Annotated in this window: 15 protein-coding genes and 7 tRNA genes; 16 read left to right on the plus strand and 6 right to left on the minus strand. The window is 60.4% G+C overall.

Going from position 1 to position 14,964, the window contains the following annotated elements; all coding sequences use genetic code 11:
• Positions 1-160 precede the first annotated feature (160 nt).
• Together ACFO24_RS07575 and ACFO24_RS07580 are read left to right on the plus strand one after the other, a co-directional pair.
• Positions 161-433, plus strand: coding sequence for an HU family DNA-binding protein (locus ACFO24_RS07575; RefSeq protein ID WP_207575187.1), 273 nt, complete (start codon positions 161-163; stop codon positions 431-433).
• Between the two features lie 12 nt (positions 434-445).
• Positions 446-521: transfer RNA gene (locus tag ACFO24_RS07580), tRNA-Val, on the plus strand.
• 134 nt (positions 522-655) lie between these two features.
• On the opposite strand, the gene argG is transcribed toward ACFO24_RS07580, so the two are convergent.
• The 3 genes from argG to ACFO24_RS07595 all read right to left on the minus strand — a co-directional run bounded on the left by argG (position 656) and on the right by ACFO24_RS07595 (position 3,093).
• Entirely contained in the window at positions 656-1,993 is a 1,338-nt protein-coding gene (gene argG / locus ACFO24_RS07585; RefSeq protein ID WP_377737789.1) for an argininosuccinate synthase, read from the minus strand.
• Between the two features lie 173 nt (positions 1,994-2,166).
• Positions 2,167-2,679: a hypothetical protein gene (locus ACFO24_RS07590; protein ID WP_377737791.1), complete on the minus strand. Its 513-nt coding sequence runs from the start codon at positions 2,677-2,679 to the stop codon at positions 2,167-2,169.
• A gap of 30 nt (positions 2,680-2,709) precedes the next feature.
• The gene (locus ACFO24_RS07595) at positions 2,710-3,093 is read right to left on the minus strand and encodes an ArsC family reductase (protein ID WP_377737792.1); all 384 of its coding nucleotides are present in this window, start codon (positions 3,091-3,093) and stop codon (positions 2,710-2,712) included.
• 44 nt (positions 3,094-3,137) lie between these two features.
• Here ACFO24_RS07595 and folC point away from each other — a divergent pair, with 44 nt between their 5' ends.
• From folC to ybiB, 13 genes are all read left to right on the plus strand, one after another.
• Positions 3,138-4,571, plus strand: a complete 1,434-nt coding sequence (gene folC / locus ACFO24_RS07600; protein ID WP_377737793.1) for a bifunctional tetrahydrofolate synthase/dihydrofolate synthase — start codon at positions 3,138-3,140, stop codon at positions 4,569-4,571.
• 21 nt (positions 4,572-4,592) lie between these two features.
• The gene (locus ACFO24_RS07605) at positions 4,593-5,474 is read left to right on the plus strand and encodes an SPOR domain-containing protein (RefSeq protein ID WP_377737794.1); all 882 of its coding nucleotides are present in this window, start codon (positions 4,593-4,595) and stop codon (positions 5,472-5,474) included.
• 70 nt (positions 5,475-5,544) lie between these two features.
• Positions 5,545-6,066, plus strand: coding sequence for a CvpA family protein (locus tag ACFO24_RS07610; RefSeq protein WP_377737796.1), 522 nt, complete (start codon positions 5,545-5,547; stop codon positions 6,064-6,066).
• A gap of 108 nt (positions 6,067-6,174) precedes the next feature.
• The gene (purF, locus tag ACFO24_RS07615) at positions 6,175-7,680 is read left to right on the plus strand and encodes an amidophosphoribosyltransferase (protein WP_377737797.1); all 1,506 of its coding nucleotides are present in this window, start codon (positions 6,175-6,177) and stop codon (positions 7,678-7,680) included.
• A gap of 133 nt (positions 7,681-7,813) precedes the next feature.
• Positions 7,814-9,025, plus strand: a complete 1,212-nt coding sequence (locus tag ACFO24_RS07620) for an O-succinylhomoserine sulfhydrylase (RefSeq protein ID WP_377737798.1) — start codon at positions 7,814-7,816, stop codon at positions 9,023-9,025.
• A gap of 19 nt (positions 9,026-9,044) precedes the next feature.
• Positions 9,045-10,445: a glutamate--tRNA ligase gene (gene gltX / locus ACFO24_RS07625; RefSeq protein ID WP_377737799.1), complete on the plus strand. Its 1,401-nt coding sequence runs from the start codon at positions 9,045-9,047 to the stop codon at positions 10,443-10,445.
• Between the two features lie 62 nt (positions 10,446-10,507).
• Positions 10,508-10,583 (plus strand) — tRNA-Ala (locus ACFO24_RS07630).
• 38 nt (positions 10,584-10,621) lie between these two features.
• A tRNA-Glu gene (locus ACFO24_RS07635) sits at positions 10,622-10,697 on the plus strand.
• A gap of 48 nt (positions 10,698-10,745) precedes the next feature.
• Positions 10,746-10,822: transfer RNA gene (locus tag ACFO24_RS07640), tRNA-Asp, on the plus strand.
• Positions 10,823-10,929: 107 nt separating this feature from the next.
• A tRNA-Ala gene (locus tag ACFO24_RS07645) sits at positions 10,930-11,005 on the plus strand.
• A 43-nt stretch (positions 11,006-11,048) separates the two neighbouring features.
• Positions 11,049-11,124: transfer RNA gene (locus ACFO24_RS07650), tRNA-Glu, on the plus strand.
• 48 nt (positions 11,125-11,172) lie between these two features.
• A tRNA-Asp gene (locus tag ACFO24_RS07655) sits at positions 11,173-11,249 on the plus strand.
• 82 nt (positions 11,250-11,331) lie between these two features.
• On the plus strand, positions 11,332-12,234 hold the full coding sequence (gene ybiB, locus ACFO24_RS07660; RefSeq protein WP_377737800.1) for a DNA-binding protein YbiB: 903 nt from the start codon (positions 11,332-11,334) through the stop codon (positions 12,232-12,234).
• 62 nt (positions 12,235-12,296) lie between these two features.
• Here ybiB and ACFO24_RS07665 read toward each other — a convergent pair whose 3' ends face one another.
• Positions 12,297-12,524, minus strand: a complete 228-nt coding sequence (locus ACFO24_RS07665) for a SlyX family protein (RefSeq protein WP_377737801.1) — start codon at positions 12,522-12,524, stop codon at positions 12,297-12,299.
• The gene (locus tag ACFO24_RS07670) at positions 12,521-13,723 is read right to left on the minus strand and encodes an aminotransferase-like domain-containing protein (RefSeq protein ID WP_377737802.1); all 1,203 of its coding nucleotides are present in this window, start codon (positions 13,721-13,723) and stop codon (positions 12,521-12,523) included. Before ACFO24_RS07670 ends, ACFO24_RS07665 begins: the two co-directional genes overlap by 4 nt.
• A 78-nt stretch (positions 13,724-13,801) precedes the next feature.
• Here ACFO24_RS07670 and nth point away from each other — a divergent pair, with 78 nt between their 5' ends.
• Positions 13,802-14,476 (plus strand): endonuclease III, encoded by a 675-nt coding sequence (gene nth, locus ACFO24_RS07675; RefSeq protein ID WP_377737803.1) that lies wholly within the window; start codon positions 13,802-13,804, stop codon positions 14,474-14,476.
• Positions 14,477-14,522: 46 nt separating this feature from the next.
• Here the strand turns inward: nth and gloA are convergent, their stop codons facing one another.
• On the minus strand, positions 14,523-14,945 hold the full coding sequence (gene gloA / locus ACFO24_RS07680; protein WP_377737804.1) for a lactoylglutathione lyase: 423 nt from the start codon (positions 14,943-14,945) through the stop codon (positions 14,523-14,525).
• Positions 14,946-14,964: the final 19 nt, after the last annotated feature.

Genomic DNA, 14,964 nt, shown 5'->3' on the forward strand with positions numbered 1-14,964 from the left:
GGCACAGCCAGCCTGTGGCTCAAGGTATAAATGCAAGTTTTCCTAGCTCTAAAAAATTTTTATTTTTTCCCAAAAACTTGGCGAAAACCCATCTAGAATCTCGGCCATCGTGCAAACGACGGCTAAGACGCCAGGACAAAACCACTTTGAAAGGCATCTTGTGAACAAGACAGAATTAATCGAATACATCGCCAAGGATGCAGATATCTCCAAGGCCACAGCAACACGTGCTGTGGAATCTGCGATTGAAGCAGTCAAAAAAACCTTGAAACGCGGTGGTACGGTTTCTTTGGTTGGTTTTGGTACTTTCTCTGTCGGTAAACGCGCTGCCCGCACTGGTCGCAATCCTCGCACTGGCGAGTCGATCAAAATCAAAGCAGCCAAAGTTCCCAAGTTCCGTCCTGGCAAAGCGTTGAAAGATGCAGTGAATTAAGTTTTTTCGAGTGGGTGCTTAGCTCAGTTGGTAGAGCGGCGCCCTTACAAGGCGTAGGTCAGCGGTTCGACCCCGTTAGCACCCACCACTCAAAATTAAAAGAAATCAAGGGCTTAGAGAAATCTAAGCCCTTTTTCTTTGTCTGGCGATCCGGCAGTTTTTTATTGATAGCTGTCAATGCTCATCTGGTAAGCATTGACAGCCAGTTTTACTGATGTTTGCTTATTTGTTTTCGCTTTCCAGCTGCGCCAAAGCGGTGGTGCTGTTCAGGGAGAGCAGACCGGCCTTGGCGTAGATGGCCAGCTTGTCGCGCGTGTCCATCAGGTCCAGGTTGCGCATGGTCAGTTGGCCGATGCGGTCCAGGGGGCTGAACGGTGCGTCTTCCACTTTTTCCATGGACAGGCGCTCGGGCGCGTAGGTCAGGTTGGGCGATTCGGTGTTCAAAATGCTGTAGTCGTTGCCACGGCGCAGCTCCAGCGTCACGGTGCCAGTGACGGCGCGGGCCACCCAGCGCTGAGCGGCTTCGCGCAGCATGATGGCCTGGGGGTCGAACCAGCGGCCTTGGTAGAGCAGGCGGCCCAGTTTCAGGCCGTTGATGCGGTACTGCTCAATGGTGTCTTCGTTGTGGATGCCGGTGACCAGGCGCTCGTAAGCGATGTGCAGCAGGGCCATGCCGGGGGCTTCGTAGATGCCGCGGCTCTTGGCTTCGATGATGCGGTTTTCGATTTGGTCGCTCATGCCCAAGCCGTGGCGACCACCAATGCGGTTGGCCTCTAGGAACAGCTCCACCGGGTCGGCAATGGCTTGACCGTTCAAGGCCACGGGGCGGCCTTCTTCAAAGGTGACGCTGACCTGTTCGGCCTTGACTTCCACCTCGGGCTTCCAGAACGCCACGCCCATGATGGGTTGCACGATGTGCATGCCGCTGTTCAAGAACTCCAGGTCTTTGGCTTCGTGGGTGGCACCCAGCATGTTGCTGTCGGTGGAGTAGGCTTTTTCGGCGCTCATTTTGTAGCCGAAGCCTTCTTTGGTCATGAAGGCCGACATTTCAGCGCGACCACCCAGCTCGTCGATGAAGGCGTTGTCCAGCCAGGGTTTGTAGATTTTCAGCTGCGGGTTGGTCAGCAGGCCGTAGCGGTAGAAGCGCTCGATGTCGTTGCCCTTGAAGGTGGAGCCGTCGCCCCAGATGTGGACGTCGTCTTCCTTCATGGCGGCCACCAGCATGGTGCCGGTCACGGCGCGGCCCAGGGGGGTGGTGTTGAAGTAGGCGATGCCGCCGGTGCTGACGTGGAAAGCCCCGGCCTGGATGGCGGCGATGCCTTCATTGGCCAGCTGGGGGCGGCAGTCGATCAGGCGGGCTTTTTCTGCGCCGTATTCCATGGCTTTGCGTGGGATGGCGTCGTAGTCGGCTTCGTCGGGCTGGCCCAGGTTGGCGGTGTAGGCGTAGGGCTGGGCACCTTTGTTTTTCATCCAGCGCAGGGCGGCGGAGGTGTCCAGGCCACCCGAGAAGGCGATGCCGACTTTTTGGCCGACGGGAACAGTTTGCAGAATGGTTTGCATAATGGGCTTTCGTGCTTCTAAATATATAGCTGTTAGCGCTTGATGGGTAAGCGTTTGATGGTGATTTTGTTTAAATACTCCTCGCCCTGCGCAGGGGCGGGTGCAGGAGGCGAATCAGCCCGGCATTTTAGGCCAGGGCTGGCCGCTGGGATGCCGCCGCCGTGGGCCATTGCCTAGTGTTTGGGGCGTGGGGCGGGTGTGGTGCCGGGGACGGTGATGGGCGCGGTGCGCAAATCCAGCACGATGGGGATGTCTGGCTGGGGGCTGCGGTACTCGATGCTCTCGGTGCGCCCAGCCACCGGGGCAGAGCCATAGCTTTTGCGCCCGGGGTGTACGGTTTCGTGGTTGGGTTGCGAGCTGTACTGCTGGGTGGCGCGTGGCGGTTGCACGATCACGGTGGGGCCGGGGTCGTACGGCAGCTCGGTGGTAAAGCGCCGCCCCCGGTATTCGTAAGTTACCTCGTAGCCTTGCGCCACTTCCTGTTGCACGGTGGTGGTTCGGCAGCGCTGGCGCTGCTGGGGCAGGTCAATGCAGTCTTCTTGGGGGACGGCCTCTTGCACCAGGATGGGCACCACCGAAATGACCTCGGCCAGCTCGGTGGGGGCAGGTTGTGCCCAGGCGGGGCTGATCGCCAGGCCCAAGCAAAGGCAAGTGGTGTAAAGGCAAGTGGTAGGGGCTAGGCGCATGGCGCTCTCTCTGTTGCGTGCGGTGGATCTTCAGCCCGCGTGGGTCAGCAGCTGCTGCCAATCCTCGGCGTTGAAGCCGATGGTGATGGTGCCGCTGGGCCACTGCACGACAGGGCGTTTGATGGCGCTGGGCTGTTGCTGCAAAAAAGCGGCAGCACTGGCCGCGTCGGTGATGCTGGCCTGGGTGGCAGCATCGAGCTTGCGCCACGTTTGCCCTTGGCGGTTGAGCAGTTTTTCCCAGCCCACGGCCTGCTGCCAGCGGGTGATGTCGGCGGCCTGCGGTGCGGCTTTTTTAAAGTCGTGAAATTGGTAATCCTGCCCTTGGTCGGTGAGCCATTGGCGGGCTTTTTTTACGGTGCTGCAGTTGGCAATGCCGTACACCTGCAAAGCGGGATCGGGAGTCAAGGTAGTCATGCTTGCGATGATGGCATGCTTTGCTGCGTCACAATCGCGGCCCTATGCAAAGCACTTATTTCTCTACCTTGGCGCAGTGGCTGGAGCACTGCGAGCGCATTCACCCGGAAAACATCAGCTTGGGGCTCGATCGGGTGCGCGAAGTGGCCCAGCGCCTGCAATTGACCATGCCGTGCCCGGTGATCACGGTGGCCGGCACCAACGGCAAAGGCTCCACCTGCGCCATGCTGGAGGCGGTGGCCCTGCAGGCTGGTTACCGGCCCGGGGTGTACACCTCGCCACACCTGGTGCATTTTGAGGAGCGCTGCCGCGTGCATGGCGAGATGGTTGCTGCCGATGCGTTGCTGCCGCACTTTGCCGCCGTGGAAGCGGCCCGCCTGGCGGGTGAGGAAGTGCTGCTGACTTATTTTGAATTCACCACGCTGGCGATTTTGCGGCTGCTCAGCCAGGCCAAGCTGGATGTGGCGATTTTGGAAGTGGGGCTGGGCGGGCGGCTGGATGCCACCAATATCATTGACGCTGACTGCGCCATCATCACCAGCGTGGATGTGGACCACACCGCATTTTTGGGCTCTGACCGCGAAACCATTGGCCGCGAGAAGGCCGGCATCATGCGCGCAGGCCGCCCGGTGGTCGTCAGCGACCCGGTGCCGCCGCAAAGCGTGATCGACCATGCGCAGGCCATTGGTGCCGACCTGTGGCGTTTTGGCCAAGATTTCAACTACAGCGGTGATCCGCAGCAATGGGGCTGGGCCGGGCGCGGGCGGCGCTACGCCGGCCTGTCCTACCCCGCGCTGCGCGGTGCCAATCAGCTGGTGAATGCGGCCGGGGTGCTGGCCGCGTTTGAAGCCTTGCGCGACAAAGTGCCGGTCACGGCCCAGGCCGTGCGCACCGGTTTGGCGATGGTGGAGTTGCCCGGGCGCTTCCAGGTTTTGCCCGGCGAGCCGGTCTTGGTGCTGGATGTGGCACACAACCCGCACTCGGTGGCGGCCTTGGCGGCCAATCTGGATTCGATGGGGGCGACTTTTCCCACCACCCATGCCGTCTTTGGTGCCATGGCCGATAAAGACCTGGCCCCGATGCTGGAAAAAATCAGCCCCTTGATCAACCGCTGGTATTTCACCGATTTGCCCGTGCCCCGTGCCGCCAAGGCCGTCGATTTGCAACGCCAGTGGCGCAGTCTGGAAAAGAACGCCGCCCCGCACGATGCCGTGCCGCCCGAAGCCGTTTTCTCGGAAAAAGCCGACCCTGCGGTGCGCTTGAGTGTGCACCGCAATAAATCTGCCCAGTCGCCCCAAGGGCAGGCCCAGGCGGCCCAAAAATTTAGCCAAACCTTTGCCCAGCCTGAGCACGCCTTGAAGGCCGCCCTGGCTGCGGCAGGCCCGGCTGATAGAATTGTCATTTTTGGTTCCTTCTATACGGTAGGCGAAGTGGTCAAAGACGGGCCGCCGCGCCTGCATGCCAAACACTTAGGCTAAGGCCTGCCGACGCAGCATTTCATGGCATTTTTCAAGTTTCCCTGGTTTGGCAAGCGCAGCGATGGCGCAGAGCCTGCGCCCCTGCGCCACTCCTCGCGGGCGGCGCAAGCCCAAAGCGTCGAACAATTGCGCCAGCGGGCACGGCACCGGTTGATGGGCGCTGCGGTCTTGATTGGCTTGGGGGTGATTGGCTTTCCCATGCTGTTTGACTCGCAGCCCCGGCCCATTCCGGTGGATATTCCGATTGAAATCCCCGATCGCAACCAGGTTGCGCCCTTGGTCGTGCCCGGTGAGCAGGCCACCACCCAGACGGACACCCCGGATATGCAGCGCGTGGCCAAAGCGCCGGGCCAAGAAGATCCAACCGATGATTCCTTGAGCGACAGCGAAGAGTGGGTGCCCCCGGTGGCACCGATTCCCCAGCCGCCGCGCATTGTTCCTGCCGCGCAGCCGCAAACCAAGCCGGTGGAGGCCAAAGCACCCGCCCAGCCCAGCGTAAAAGCGGAGCCCAAGCCTGAGCCTAAACCAGAGCCCAAGCCCGAGGCAAAGCCGACCCCTAAGCCTGCCCCCGCCACCCGCACGGTAGAGCAAGAAACCGCCCGCGCCAAAGCGATTTTGGAAGGCCGCACGCCGCCGCCTGCTACCGCACCTTCTGCACCGGCAGCCGCCTCCGGCGAGCGCTTTATTGTGCAAGTGGGGGCCTTTGCCGATGTGTTTGCCGCCAACGAGGTGCGCCGCAAGCTCGAAGGAATAGGGCTGAAAACCTATACCCAAGCCGTCAATACGAAAGATGGGCAGCGCATTCGCGTGCGTGTTGGCCCATTTACCAGCCGTGACGAAGCGCAAAAAGCCGCCGATCGGGCCAAAAGCTTGGGCTTGGCCGGTGCGGTATTGACGCTGTAACCCCCCTCAGCAAAACCCCTGGCCCCACAAGCGGCAAGATAAGCGGCAAGAACACACAAGCATGCTGGCGATGGCAACTTTGGACTGGATCGTGCTGGGCGTGCTGGCCCTGTCGTTGGCCGTGGGTGCGTGGCGCGGCCTGGTGTATGAGCTGTTGTACGGCGTAGGCTGGGTGGTGGCGTTTTTTATTACGCGTTTGTTGGTGCCCCAGCTGGCCGCTGCTGTGCGCCCTTACGCCAGCAGCTGGAGTCCCACCGTGCTCTATGCCGCAGTGTTTATCGTGCTGTTTATTGCGCTGGTTTTTGCCTGGGGGCTGGTGGCCGTCCTGGCCAAAAAGCTGGTGCAAATGGCCGGGCTGCGCCCGGTGGATCGCGTGCTGGGCGCTTGCTTTGGGGCTGTGCGCGGCGTGGTGGTGCTGCTGGTGCTGACCCTGGCCGTGCAGGCCGGGCGCTGGCACAGCGATGGCTGGTGGAGTCAGTCGTATGCGGGCCCGCGGCTGCAGCAAGTGTTGGCCTATGCCCTGCCGTATGGTGGTGGGCTGGGCGGCGCGGCGGGCTGGGATTGGCAGCGCTGGGTGCCCGGGCCGAGCTAGCGCGGTGATGTGTGAGAAATTTCGGGCGGCTGGCCAGGCCTTGCGGCCGGGGCAGTTGCCCAACAACCCAACGCGGGGCGTGCCCCGCACAATGATGGAAAACTTCCTATGTGTGGAATTGTCGGTGTTGTAAGCACCACTCCTGTCAATCAACTGATTTATGACGCTTTGCTGCTGCTGCAGCACCGGGGCCAGGATGCCGCAGGCATCGTCACCCAGCAAGAGCGCAAATTCTTCATGCACAAAGCCAAAGGCATGGTCAAAGACGTGTTTCGCACGCGCAATATGCGTGGGCTGCCGGGCCTGGTCGGTTTGGGGCAGGTGCGCTACCCCACGGCGGGCAATGCGGCCAGCGAAGAGGAGGCCCAGCCGTTTTACGTGAACGCGCCGTTTGGCATCGTCATGGCGCACAACGGCAATTTGACCAATGCCCGCCGCCTGCGCCGCGAGCTGTTCGATACCGACCACCGCCACACGAACACCGAAAGCGATTCCGAGGTGCTGCTCAACGTGCTGGCCCACGAGCTGGGCCGCGCCAACAGCGGCACCCCTTTGAAAACACAAGATGTTTTTGCCGCCGTGCGGGCCGTCCACCAGCGCGTTCAAGGCTCGTACGCTGTGGTGGCCTTGATTGCCGGCTATGGCCTGCTGGCGTTTCGCGATCCCTTTGGCATTCGACCGCTGTGCTTGGGCAAAGGCCCGGGCGGCACGGTGATGGTGGCCAGTGAGTCCGTCGCGCTGGAAGGCACCTTGCACACTTTAGACAGTGACATTGCCCCGGGCGAGGCCGTATTCATCCATTTGGATGGCCGCATCGAGCGCCAGCAGTGCGCCCAGCACAGCCAGCTCTACCCCTGTATTTTTGAATACATCTACCTGGCCCGCCCCGATTCGGTGATGGATGGCATCTCGGTGTACCAAGCGCGTTTGAACATGGGCGAGACGCTGGCCAAGCGCGTCATCTCCACCGTGCCACCCAACCAGATCGACGCCATCATTCCCATCCCCGAATCCAGCCGCCCCAGCGCCATGCAGCTGGCCCAGCGCCTGGGCATTCCCTACCGCGAAGGGTTTGTGAAAAACCGCTATGTGGGCCGCACCTTCATCATGCCGGGCCAGGCCACGCGCAAAAAATCGGTGCGGCAAAAGCTCAACGCCATCGGCAGCGAGTTCAAGGGCAAAAGCGTGCTGCTGGTGGACGACTCCATCGTGCGCGGCACCACCTCCAAAGAAATCGTGCAAATGGCCCGCGATGCCGGTGCGGCCAAGGTGTACCTGGCCTCGGCGGCGCCGCCGGTGCGTTACCCCAACGTGTACGGCATTGACATGCCCACCAGCGAAGAGCTGATTGCCCACAACCGCACTGAAGAAGAAATTCGCCAGTGGATTGGCTGCGATGCGCTGATTTACCAAGACCTGGAGGCCATGAAACAAGCCATCGCCCAGGTCAATCCCGCCAACGCAGGCTTTGAGGCCTCGTGCTTTGATGCGCAGTACATCACCGGCGACACCTCGGACGAGCCGCGCACCCATTGCCAGCAGCCAGTCAGCGCCGATGGCGAGGACGATGGCGAAGGCAGCTCGCGCCTGTCCCTGCCCAATGCGCAGCACTGAGCTACCTTGCAACTTCTGATTAAAAAGTGAGCTTGTTGCGCTGAAGGTATAAAGATTTCAAAGTAATAAGCTTCTGAAATTATTTAAATACAAGCGGGATAAGCTCTTATTTTTTAGCATTCAAGGAACCGCCGTGACCCACCAACCTTTGCCTGCGGGCCTGCATCCCGAAACCCTGGCCGTGCGCCAGGCCCAGCCGCGCAGCCACTGGGGCGAGCATTGCGAGGCGCTGTTCATGACCAGCAGCTTCGTGCAGCCCGATTGCGCCACCGCCGCCGCGCGTTTTGCCAATCCGCAGGAAGGCTTCACCTACAGCCGCACCGGCAACCCCACGGTGGCCAGTTTTGAAGAGCGTCTGGCCGCCATGGAAGGCACCGAATGCGCCGTGGCCACCAGCACCGGCATGAGCGCCATCTTGCTGGTGGCGCTGACCGCCCTCAAAGCCGGCGACCACATCGTTGCCAGCCAGTCAATGTTTGGCTCCACCATGAAACTGCTGGGCACCGAAATGGCCCGCTTTGGCATTGAAAGCACCTTTGTGCCGCAAACCGATGCCCAGGCGTGGGCTGCCGCCATCCGGCCCAACACCAAACTGCTGTTTGCCGAGACACCGACCAACCCGCTCACCGACCTGTGCGACATCCAGGCGCTGGCCGACATCGCCCACCACCATGGCGCTTTGTTGGTGGTGGACAACAGCTTTGCCACCCCGGTGTTGCAGCGCCCAGTTGAATTTGGCGCGGACATCGTCGTGCACTCTGGCACCAAGTTTTTGGATGGCCAGGGCCGCATCATGATTGGCGCTGTCTGCGGCACCACTGCTTTGGTCGATAAGGTCATGGGCACCTTTTTGCGCAGCGGCGGCCTGAACGCTGCCCCGTACAACGCCTGGACGGCGATGAAGGGGCTGGAGACGCTGGCCCTGCGCGTCAAGGCCCAAAGCGCCAGCGCCCTCACGCTGGCCGCGTGGCTGCAAGACCACCCCAAAGTGGCCCGCGTCTATTACCCCGGCCTCCAAAGCCATCCCCAGCACGCCCTGGCCATGCGCCAGCAAAACGGCATGGGCGGGGCCGTGCTGGCCTTTGACGTGGTGGGGCAGGGCGCAGAGCAATTGCGCCGCAACGCCTTTCACGTCATCGACAGCACCCAAGTCTGCTCCATCACCGCCAACCTGGGCGATGTGAAAACCACCATCGTCCACCCGCCCACCACCTCGCATGGCCGCTTGACCGAAGAGCAGCGCCAGGCCGCTGGCATTCAGCAAGGGCTGATTCGCATCAGCGTTGGCCTGGAGCACCTTGACGACCTGAAAGCCGACCTGCTGCGTGGCCTGGACAGCCTGTAATTCCATTTCTGAAAAATCCATGACTTCCAAAATTCGTACCCGTTTTGCCCCTTCGCCCACTGGCTTCATTCATTTGGGCAACATCCGCTCGGCCCTCTACCCCTGGGCCTTTGCCCGTGCCAACGGCGGTGACTTCATCCTGCGCATTGAAGACACCGACCTGGAGCGCTCCACCCAGGCCAGCGTGGATGTCATTTTGGAAGGCATGGCCTGGCTGCAACTCACGCATGACGAAGGCCCGTTCTACCAAATGCAGCGCATGGAACGCTACAAAGAGGTGCTGGCCCAGTTGCAAGCCAGCGGCCACGTTTACCCCTGCTATATGAGCATGGCCGAGCTGGACGCACTGCGCGAGCGCCAAATGGCGAACAAAGAAAAACCGCGCTACGACGGCACCTGGCGACCCGAGCCCGGCAAAACCCTGCCGCCCGTGCCCGAAGGCGTGCAGCCCGTGCTGCGCTTTAAAACACCCAAAGACGGCGTCGTCGCCTGGGACGACAAATGCAAAGGCCGCATCGAATTTCAAAACAGCGAGCTGGACGACCTGGTCATCGCCCGCCCGGACGGCACCCCCACCTACAACTTCTGTGTCTGCGTGGACGACATGGACATGCAGATCACCCACGTCATCCGTGGTGACGACCATGTGAACAACACGCCGCGCCAGATTCATATTTTTGAAGCCCTGGGCGCTGCCGTGCCGGTCTTTGCCCACCTGCCCACCGTGCTCAACGAGCAGGGCGAGAAGATGAGTAAGCGCAACGGTGCCAAAGCCGTCACCCAGTACCGCGACGAAGGCTACCTGCCCGATGCCATGGTCAATTACCTGGCCCGCCTGGGCTGGAGCCATGGCGATGATGAAATCTTCAGCCGCCAGCAGTTTTTGGAGTGGTTCAACCTGGATCACCTGGGCCGCAGCGCCGGCCAGTTCGACGAAGCCAAGCTGCGCTGGGTGAATGCCCAGCACATGAAGCTGACCGATAACGCGCAGCTTGCTGAGCTGGTCAAGCCGTTTGTGCTCAAGGCCGGGATTGCTGCCGACGTGCTGGATGCCCGCCTGCCCGAGATTTGCGCCTTGTTCAAAGACCGCTGCGAAACCTTGGTCGATCTGGCCGCCTGGGTGCGCCGGTTCTACCTGGACACCATCGAGCGCAACGCCGACGACTATGCCAAACACGTCACAGCCGAAGCCGCCCCTTTGCTTGATGCCTTCGTCGCGACATTGCAAACCGTGGAGTGGAGCCAAGAAGCCATCGCTGCGGCCATCAAGCAAGTGCTGAAAGAGCAGGGCGTGAAAATGCCGCAACTGGCCATGCCGGTGCGCGTGCTGACTCTGGGGACGGCACAGACCCCCTCGGTGGATGCCGTGCTGTTTTTGCTCGGAAAAGAAAAAGTTTTGGCGAGTTTGCAAAACCGCTAAAAACCTGTCTATAATTCGAGTCTTCGCAAACAACGACAAATTAATTTGAAGTTGAATGCAAAGGGGGTATAGCTCAGCTGGGAGAGCGCTTGCATGGCATGCAAGAGGTCATCGGTTCGATCCCGTTTACCTCCACCAAAAAATTGAAGAAATCGAGAAATCGGTTCCTAGGATTTGACCCTATCGTCTAGAGGCCTAGGACATCACCCTTTCACGGTGAGTACCGGGGTTCGAATCCCCGTAGGGTCGCCAAGTTTGAAACGCTTGATGCTACGAAAGTAGATGCAAAGTTTCCTGCCAGGAGTGGTAGTTCAGTTGGTTAGAATACCGGCCTGTCACGCCGGGGGTCGCGGGTTCGAGTCCCGTCCACTCCGCCAGTTTTGATAATGCTTTTAGATCAGCCAAGTGTGCGAAGGCAATGTGCGGCCATACTGAAGTACGGCAAGCAGCGCCGGCAAAGCAATTGGTAGGTATAAAAGCATTGGGGGGTATAGCTCAGCTGGGAGAGCGCTTGCATGGCATGCAAGAGGTCATCGGTTCGATCCCGTTTACCTCCACCAAAATAAAGACGCCAAGTTGCAAAACTTGTACCGTTCTAGGATTGACCCTATCGTCTAGAGGCCTAGGACATCACCCTTTCACGGTGAGTACCGGGGTTCGAATCCCCGTAGGGTCGCCAAGTTTGAAACGCTTGATGCTACAAAAGTAGATACAAAGTTTCCTGCCAGGAGTGGTAGTTCAGTTGGTTAGAATACCGGCCTGTCACGCCGGGGGTCGCGGGTTCGAGTCCCGTCCACTCCGCCAAATTTTGAAGGGACTGCATCACTGCAGTCCCTTTTTTATTGCCGGTTTTGTCCACTTTCGCCTGTTTGCTGGAGACGTTGCCATGGCCATCGCGCATTACATCAAAGAAATTGGCCGAGGTGCCCGGGGTGCCAAGGCGTTAGAGCGGGCGCAGGCCGCCGACCTCATGGGGCAGCTGCTCGATGGCCAGTTAAACGACCTGGAAATCGGTGCCTTTTGTGTCGCCATGCGCATCAAAGGCGAAACGGTGGAAGAAATGTGCGGCTTTCTGGATGCCGTGCAAGCGCGCAGCCAGTTATTGCCCGCCACAACGCGCCCGGTCATCGTGCTGCCCAGCTACAACGGTGCCCGCAAGTTACCAGTGCTTACACCGCTGCTGGCGCTGCTGCTGGCACGCGAGGGCTTTCCGGTGTTGCTGCACGGTATGCGCACAGAAGCGCGGCGGGTGTTGGCCAGCGAGGTGCTCCAGCGGCTAGAGGTGCCGGCTTGGGGGCAAATGCAGCCGCTGGCGGTTGGCCAGGTGGCCCATGTTGCTACCGAGGTGCTGCACCCTGGCTTGGCCCGTTTGCTGGCGGTGCGGCAGGTGCTGGGCCTGCGCACGCCGGGGCATAGTTTGGTCAAACTGCTTGCGCCGTGCGCAGGCCCGGCAGTGCTGGTGGGCAGCTACACCCATCCTGAATACAGCGGTTTGATGCGTGATGTGCTGATCGCACGGCAGATGACGGGCCTGTTGTCGCGTGGGTTAGAGGGCGAAGTGGTCTGCGACCCGCGCCGCCAGCCACGCTACGACGCCGTTTGGCAAGGGCAGGCGTATTGCGTGGCGGAGCAGCAAGCGGGCACCTTGGCCGCCGTGCCGGGGCTGCCGCAGGCGATTGATGCCCAAACCACCGCGGATTACACCCGTGCTGTGCTGGCAGGGCAGCTCCCTGTCCCCCAGGCGGTGGCCGCGCAGGTGGCCCATATCACGGCATTAGCACAGCGCTGAATCGGGTATAAAAAGAGATAAAAAAAGGCCTATAACGTAGGCCTGATAAGCGGTGTTAGCTATCAATAATGGGGTGGCAGTTCATCACGCAGGTTGTGCTGGCCGGGTGGGCCGGCTTCGGGCATGCGCTCCCCCAGCTGGCGCACAGTGGCCTGCAAGCTGTCAATCAGCTGCTGTTGGCGGTAGAGCGTGAGGTTCAGGGTTTCGAGCAAATCCTCGTGAAAGCTGGCTTTGATCTCCAGCGCCTCGATGCGCGCTTGTAGCTGGGCGGGGGTGCTGGTGTCGGTCATGCCAGCGCCTTGGCAAGGCAGCGAACGCCTTCGCGTATTTTTTCTTCATTGACCGTGGCAAACGACAGGCGCAGGCTGCTGGGATCGGGGTTTTGGCTAAAGAAGGGGGCCCCCGGAACAAAGGCTACGCCCTGCTCGATGGCGCGTTTGGCCAGTTCTGCCGCATCGGTCAGTTTGCCGTTGGCACCGGTTAGGCGCAGCCACAAAAACAGGCCGCCTTGTGGGGCGGTAAATGCCACGGCAGCGCCCAGTTCCTCACGCAGGGCCTGCATCATGACCTGGGCCCGCTGGGCGTACACCTTGCGCACCTTGGCCAGGGCCGCAGGCATGTGGCCTGCAGCCAGGTAGTGCGCTGCGGTGGCTTGGGCAAAGGTGCTGGTATGGGCATCGGAAAACTGTTTGCACATCACGGCCTTGGCCAGCAGGGCCGGGGGGGCGATCAGCCACCCAATGCGCAAACCGGGGGAGAGCACTTTGCTCAGGCTGCCGCAGTGGGCCAGAAAATCACGGCTGCCAGGGATTTGGGCGGACAGCGCCAGCAGGCTGGGTGGGGGCGGGGCATCAAAGTACAAATCGCCATACGGGTCGTCTTCTACGATCAGCACCTGGTAGCGCATGGCCAGTTCTAGCAGGCGTTGGCGCCGTTCCAGGCTCAAGGTGGCCCCGCTGGGGTTGCCAAAGGTGGGGATGGTGTAGATCAGCTTGGGGCGGTGCTCGATGATGAGCTGCTCCAGCTTATCGATCTGCATGCCTTCGGCATCAATCGGGGCGCTGATGACTTCAGCGCCGTAGAGCCGAAAGCATTGGATGGTGGCCAGAAAGGTGGGGCCTTCCACAATCACTTTATCGCCTTCATCAATCAGGCACTTGCCCATTAAATCAAGTGCTTGCTGGCTTCCTGTGGTGACGATCAAATCTTGTGCGGCCAGGGTTGGCACGCCTTTGGCCTGCATGAATTGGGCAATTTGCTCGCGCAGCGGTTGGTAGCCCTCGGTGGCACCGTATTGCAGGGCCGCGCTGGGTTCTTGCGCTAGGGCCTGCTGGCTGGCAGTTTGCAGGCCGGCTACGTCAAACAGGGTGCTGTCGGGAAACCCTCCCGCGAAACTGATGATGCCGGGCTTGCCCAGCAGTTTGAAAAGTTCGCGAATCGCCGATGTTTCTACTTTGTTCAGGCGCTGGGCCAGTTGTCCCTCTTGCATACCGCTTCCTTGTTTTGTCAAAGCGTGGAATCTTAAAGCGGTTGTGCCCTTTCTTCTTTGTATGACAATCGCCCCCTTATGAAGAAGTCCGACATCAGCGCTTTTTTTGCCATCTTGCAAGCGGCCAACCCACACCCGAAAACGGAGCTGGAATACTCCAGCCACTTTGAGCTGCTGGCGGCCGTGCTGCTGTCAGCCCAGGCCACAGATGTGGGGGTGAACAAGGCCACGCGCAAATTGTTTGCGGTGGCCAATACGCCGCAAGCGATGCTGGATTTGGGGCTGGAAGGCTTGGAGGGGTACATCCAGACCATTGGTCTGTACCGCAGCAAGGCCAAGCATTTGCTGCAAACCTGCCAAATTTTGCTCGATCGTTTTGATGGCCAGGTGCCCAATACCCGTGAAGCGCTGGAAACCCTGCCCGGGGTGGGGCGCAAAACGGCGAATGTGGTGCTGAACGTGGCGTTTGGCCAGCCGACCATGGCGGTGGATACCCATATTTTCCGGGTGAGCAATCGCACCGGGCTGGCACCTGGGGCGACACCGTTGGCGGTAGAGCAGGCCCTGCTCAAACGTGTGCCCAAGGAATATTTGCAGCATGCCCACCATTGGCTGATTTTGCTGGGCCGTTATGTCTGCCAGGCCCGCAAACCACGCTGCTGGGAGTGCAGCGTAGCGGCGCACTGTGATTTCAAGCCCAAAACGCCACTTAAAACGCCGCTCAAAACGCCACTTAAAACGCCTGCGTCGTGAGCAAAGCAAGCGGGCGCGCTTGCGTCGCTACCACCGCCCCAATTGTTTAATCGGCGTTTCTTAAGGGATCAGCGCCTGCGGTGGCGTTGGTTTGTATCAATTCGATTTTGTAGCCATCGGGATCGGTCACAAAGGCAATCACGGTGCTACCGCCTTTGACGGGGCCGGGCTCCCGGGTGATTTTGCCTCCGGCGGCGCGAATTTTTTCGCAAGCGGCGTAGGCATCGGGCACGCCCAGGGCAATGTGGCCGTAGGCGGTGCCCAGGTCGTAGTGGTCGGTGCCCCAGTTGTAGGTCAGCTCCAGTTCGGCTTGGGCCGGATTGCCGCCGCCAAAGCCTAAAAAGGCCAGCGAGTATTGGTATTGCGGGTTTTCTGAGGTGCGCAGCAGCTGCATGCCCAAGACCTGGGTGTAAAAATCAATCGAGCGTTGTAGGTTGCCAACGCGAAGCATGGTGTGAAGAAATTGCATACCCGCTATTGTCCAATAA

The organism is Comamonas denitrificans, assembly GCF_042654745.1.
In the GTDB taxonomy this organism is placed as follows: domain Bacteria; phylum Pseudomonadota; class Gammaproteobacteria; order Burkholderiales; family Burkholderiaceae_C; genus Comamonas; species Comamonas denitrificans.

Bases quoted from the DNA above. Each gene is read 5' to 3' on its own strand.
- argG (WP_377737789.1), bottom strand. From the start codon at position 1,993: ATGCAAACCATTCTGCAAACTGTTCCCGTCGGCCAAAAAGTCGGCATC.
- ACFO24_RS07590 (WP_377737791.1), bottom strand. From the start codon at position 2,679: ATGCGCCTAGCCCCTACCACTTGCCTTTACACCACTTGCCTTTGCTTG.
- ACFO24_RS07595 (WP_377737792.1), bottom strand. From the start codon at position 3,093: ATGACTACCTTGACTCCCGATCCCGCTTTGCAGGTGTACGGCATTGCC.
- folC (WP_377737793.1), top strand. From the start codon at position 3,138: ATGCAAAGCACTTATTTCTCTACCTTGGCGCAGTGGCTGGAGCACTGC.
- ACFO24_RS07605 (WP_377737794.1), top strand. From the start codon at position 4,593: ATGGCATTTTTCAAGTTTCCCTGGTTTGGCAAGCGCAGCGATGGCGCA.
- ACFO24_RS07610 (WP_377737796.1), top strand. From the start codon at position 5,545: ATGGCAACTTTGGACTGGATCGTGCTGGGCGTGCTGGCCCTGTCGTTG.
- purF (WP_377737797.1), top strand. From the start codon at position 6,175: ATGTGTGGAATTGTCGGTGTTGTAAGCACCACTCCTGTCAATCAACTG.
- gltX (WP_377737799.1), top strand. From the start codon at position 9,045: ATGACTTCCAAAATTCGTACCCGTTTTGCCCCTTCGCCCACTGGCTTC.
- ybiB (WP_377737800.1), top strand. From the start codon at position 11,332: ATGGCCATCGCGCATTACATCAAAGAAATTGGCCGAGGTGCCCGGGGT.
- ACFO24_RS07665 (WP_377737801.1), bottom strand. From the start codon at position 12,524: ATGACCGACACCAGCACCCCCGCCCAGCTACAAGCGCGCATCGAGGCG.
- ACFO24_RS07670 (WP_377737802.1), bottom strand. From the start codon at position 13,723: ATGCAAGAGGGACAACTGGCCCAGCGCCTGAACAAAGTAGAAACATCG.
- nth (WP_377737803.1), top strand. From the start codon at position 13,802: ATGAAGAAGTCCGACATCAGCGCTTTTTTTGCCATCTTGCAAGCGGCC.
- gloA (WP_377737804.1), bottom strand. From the start codon at position 14,945: ATGCAATTTCTTCACACCATGCTTCGCGTTGGCAACCTACAACGCTCG.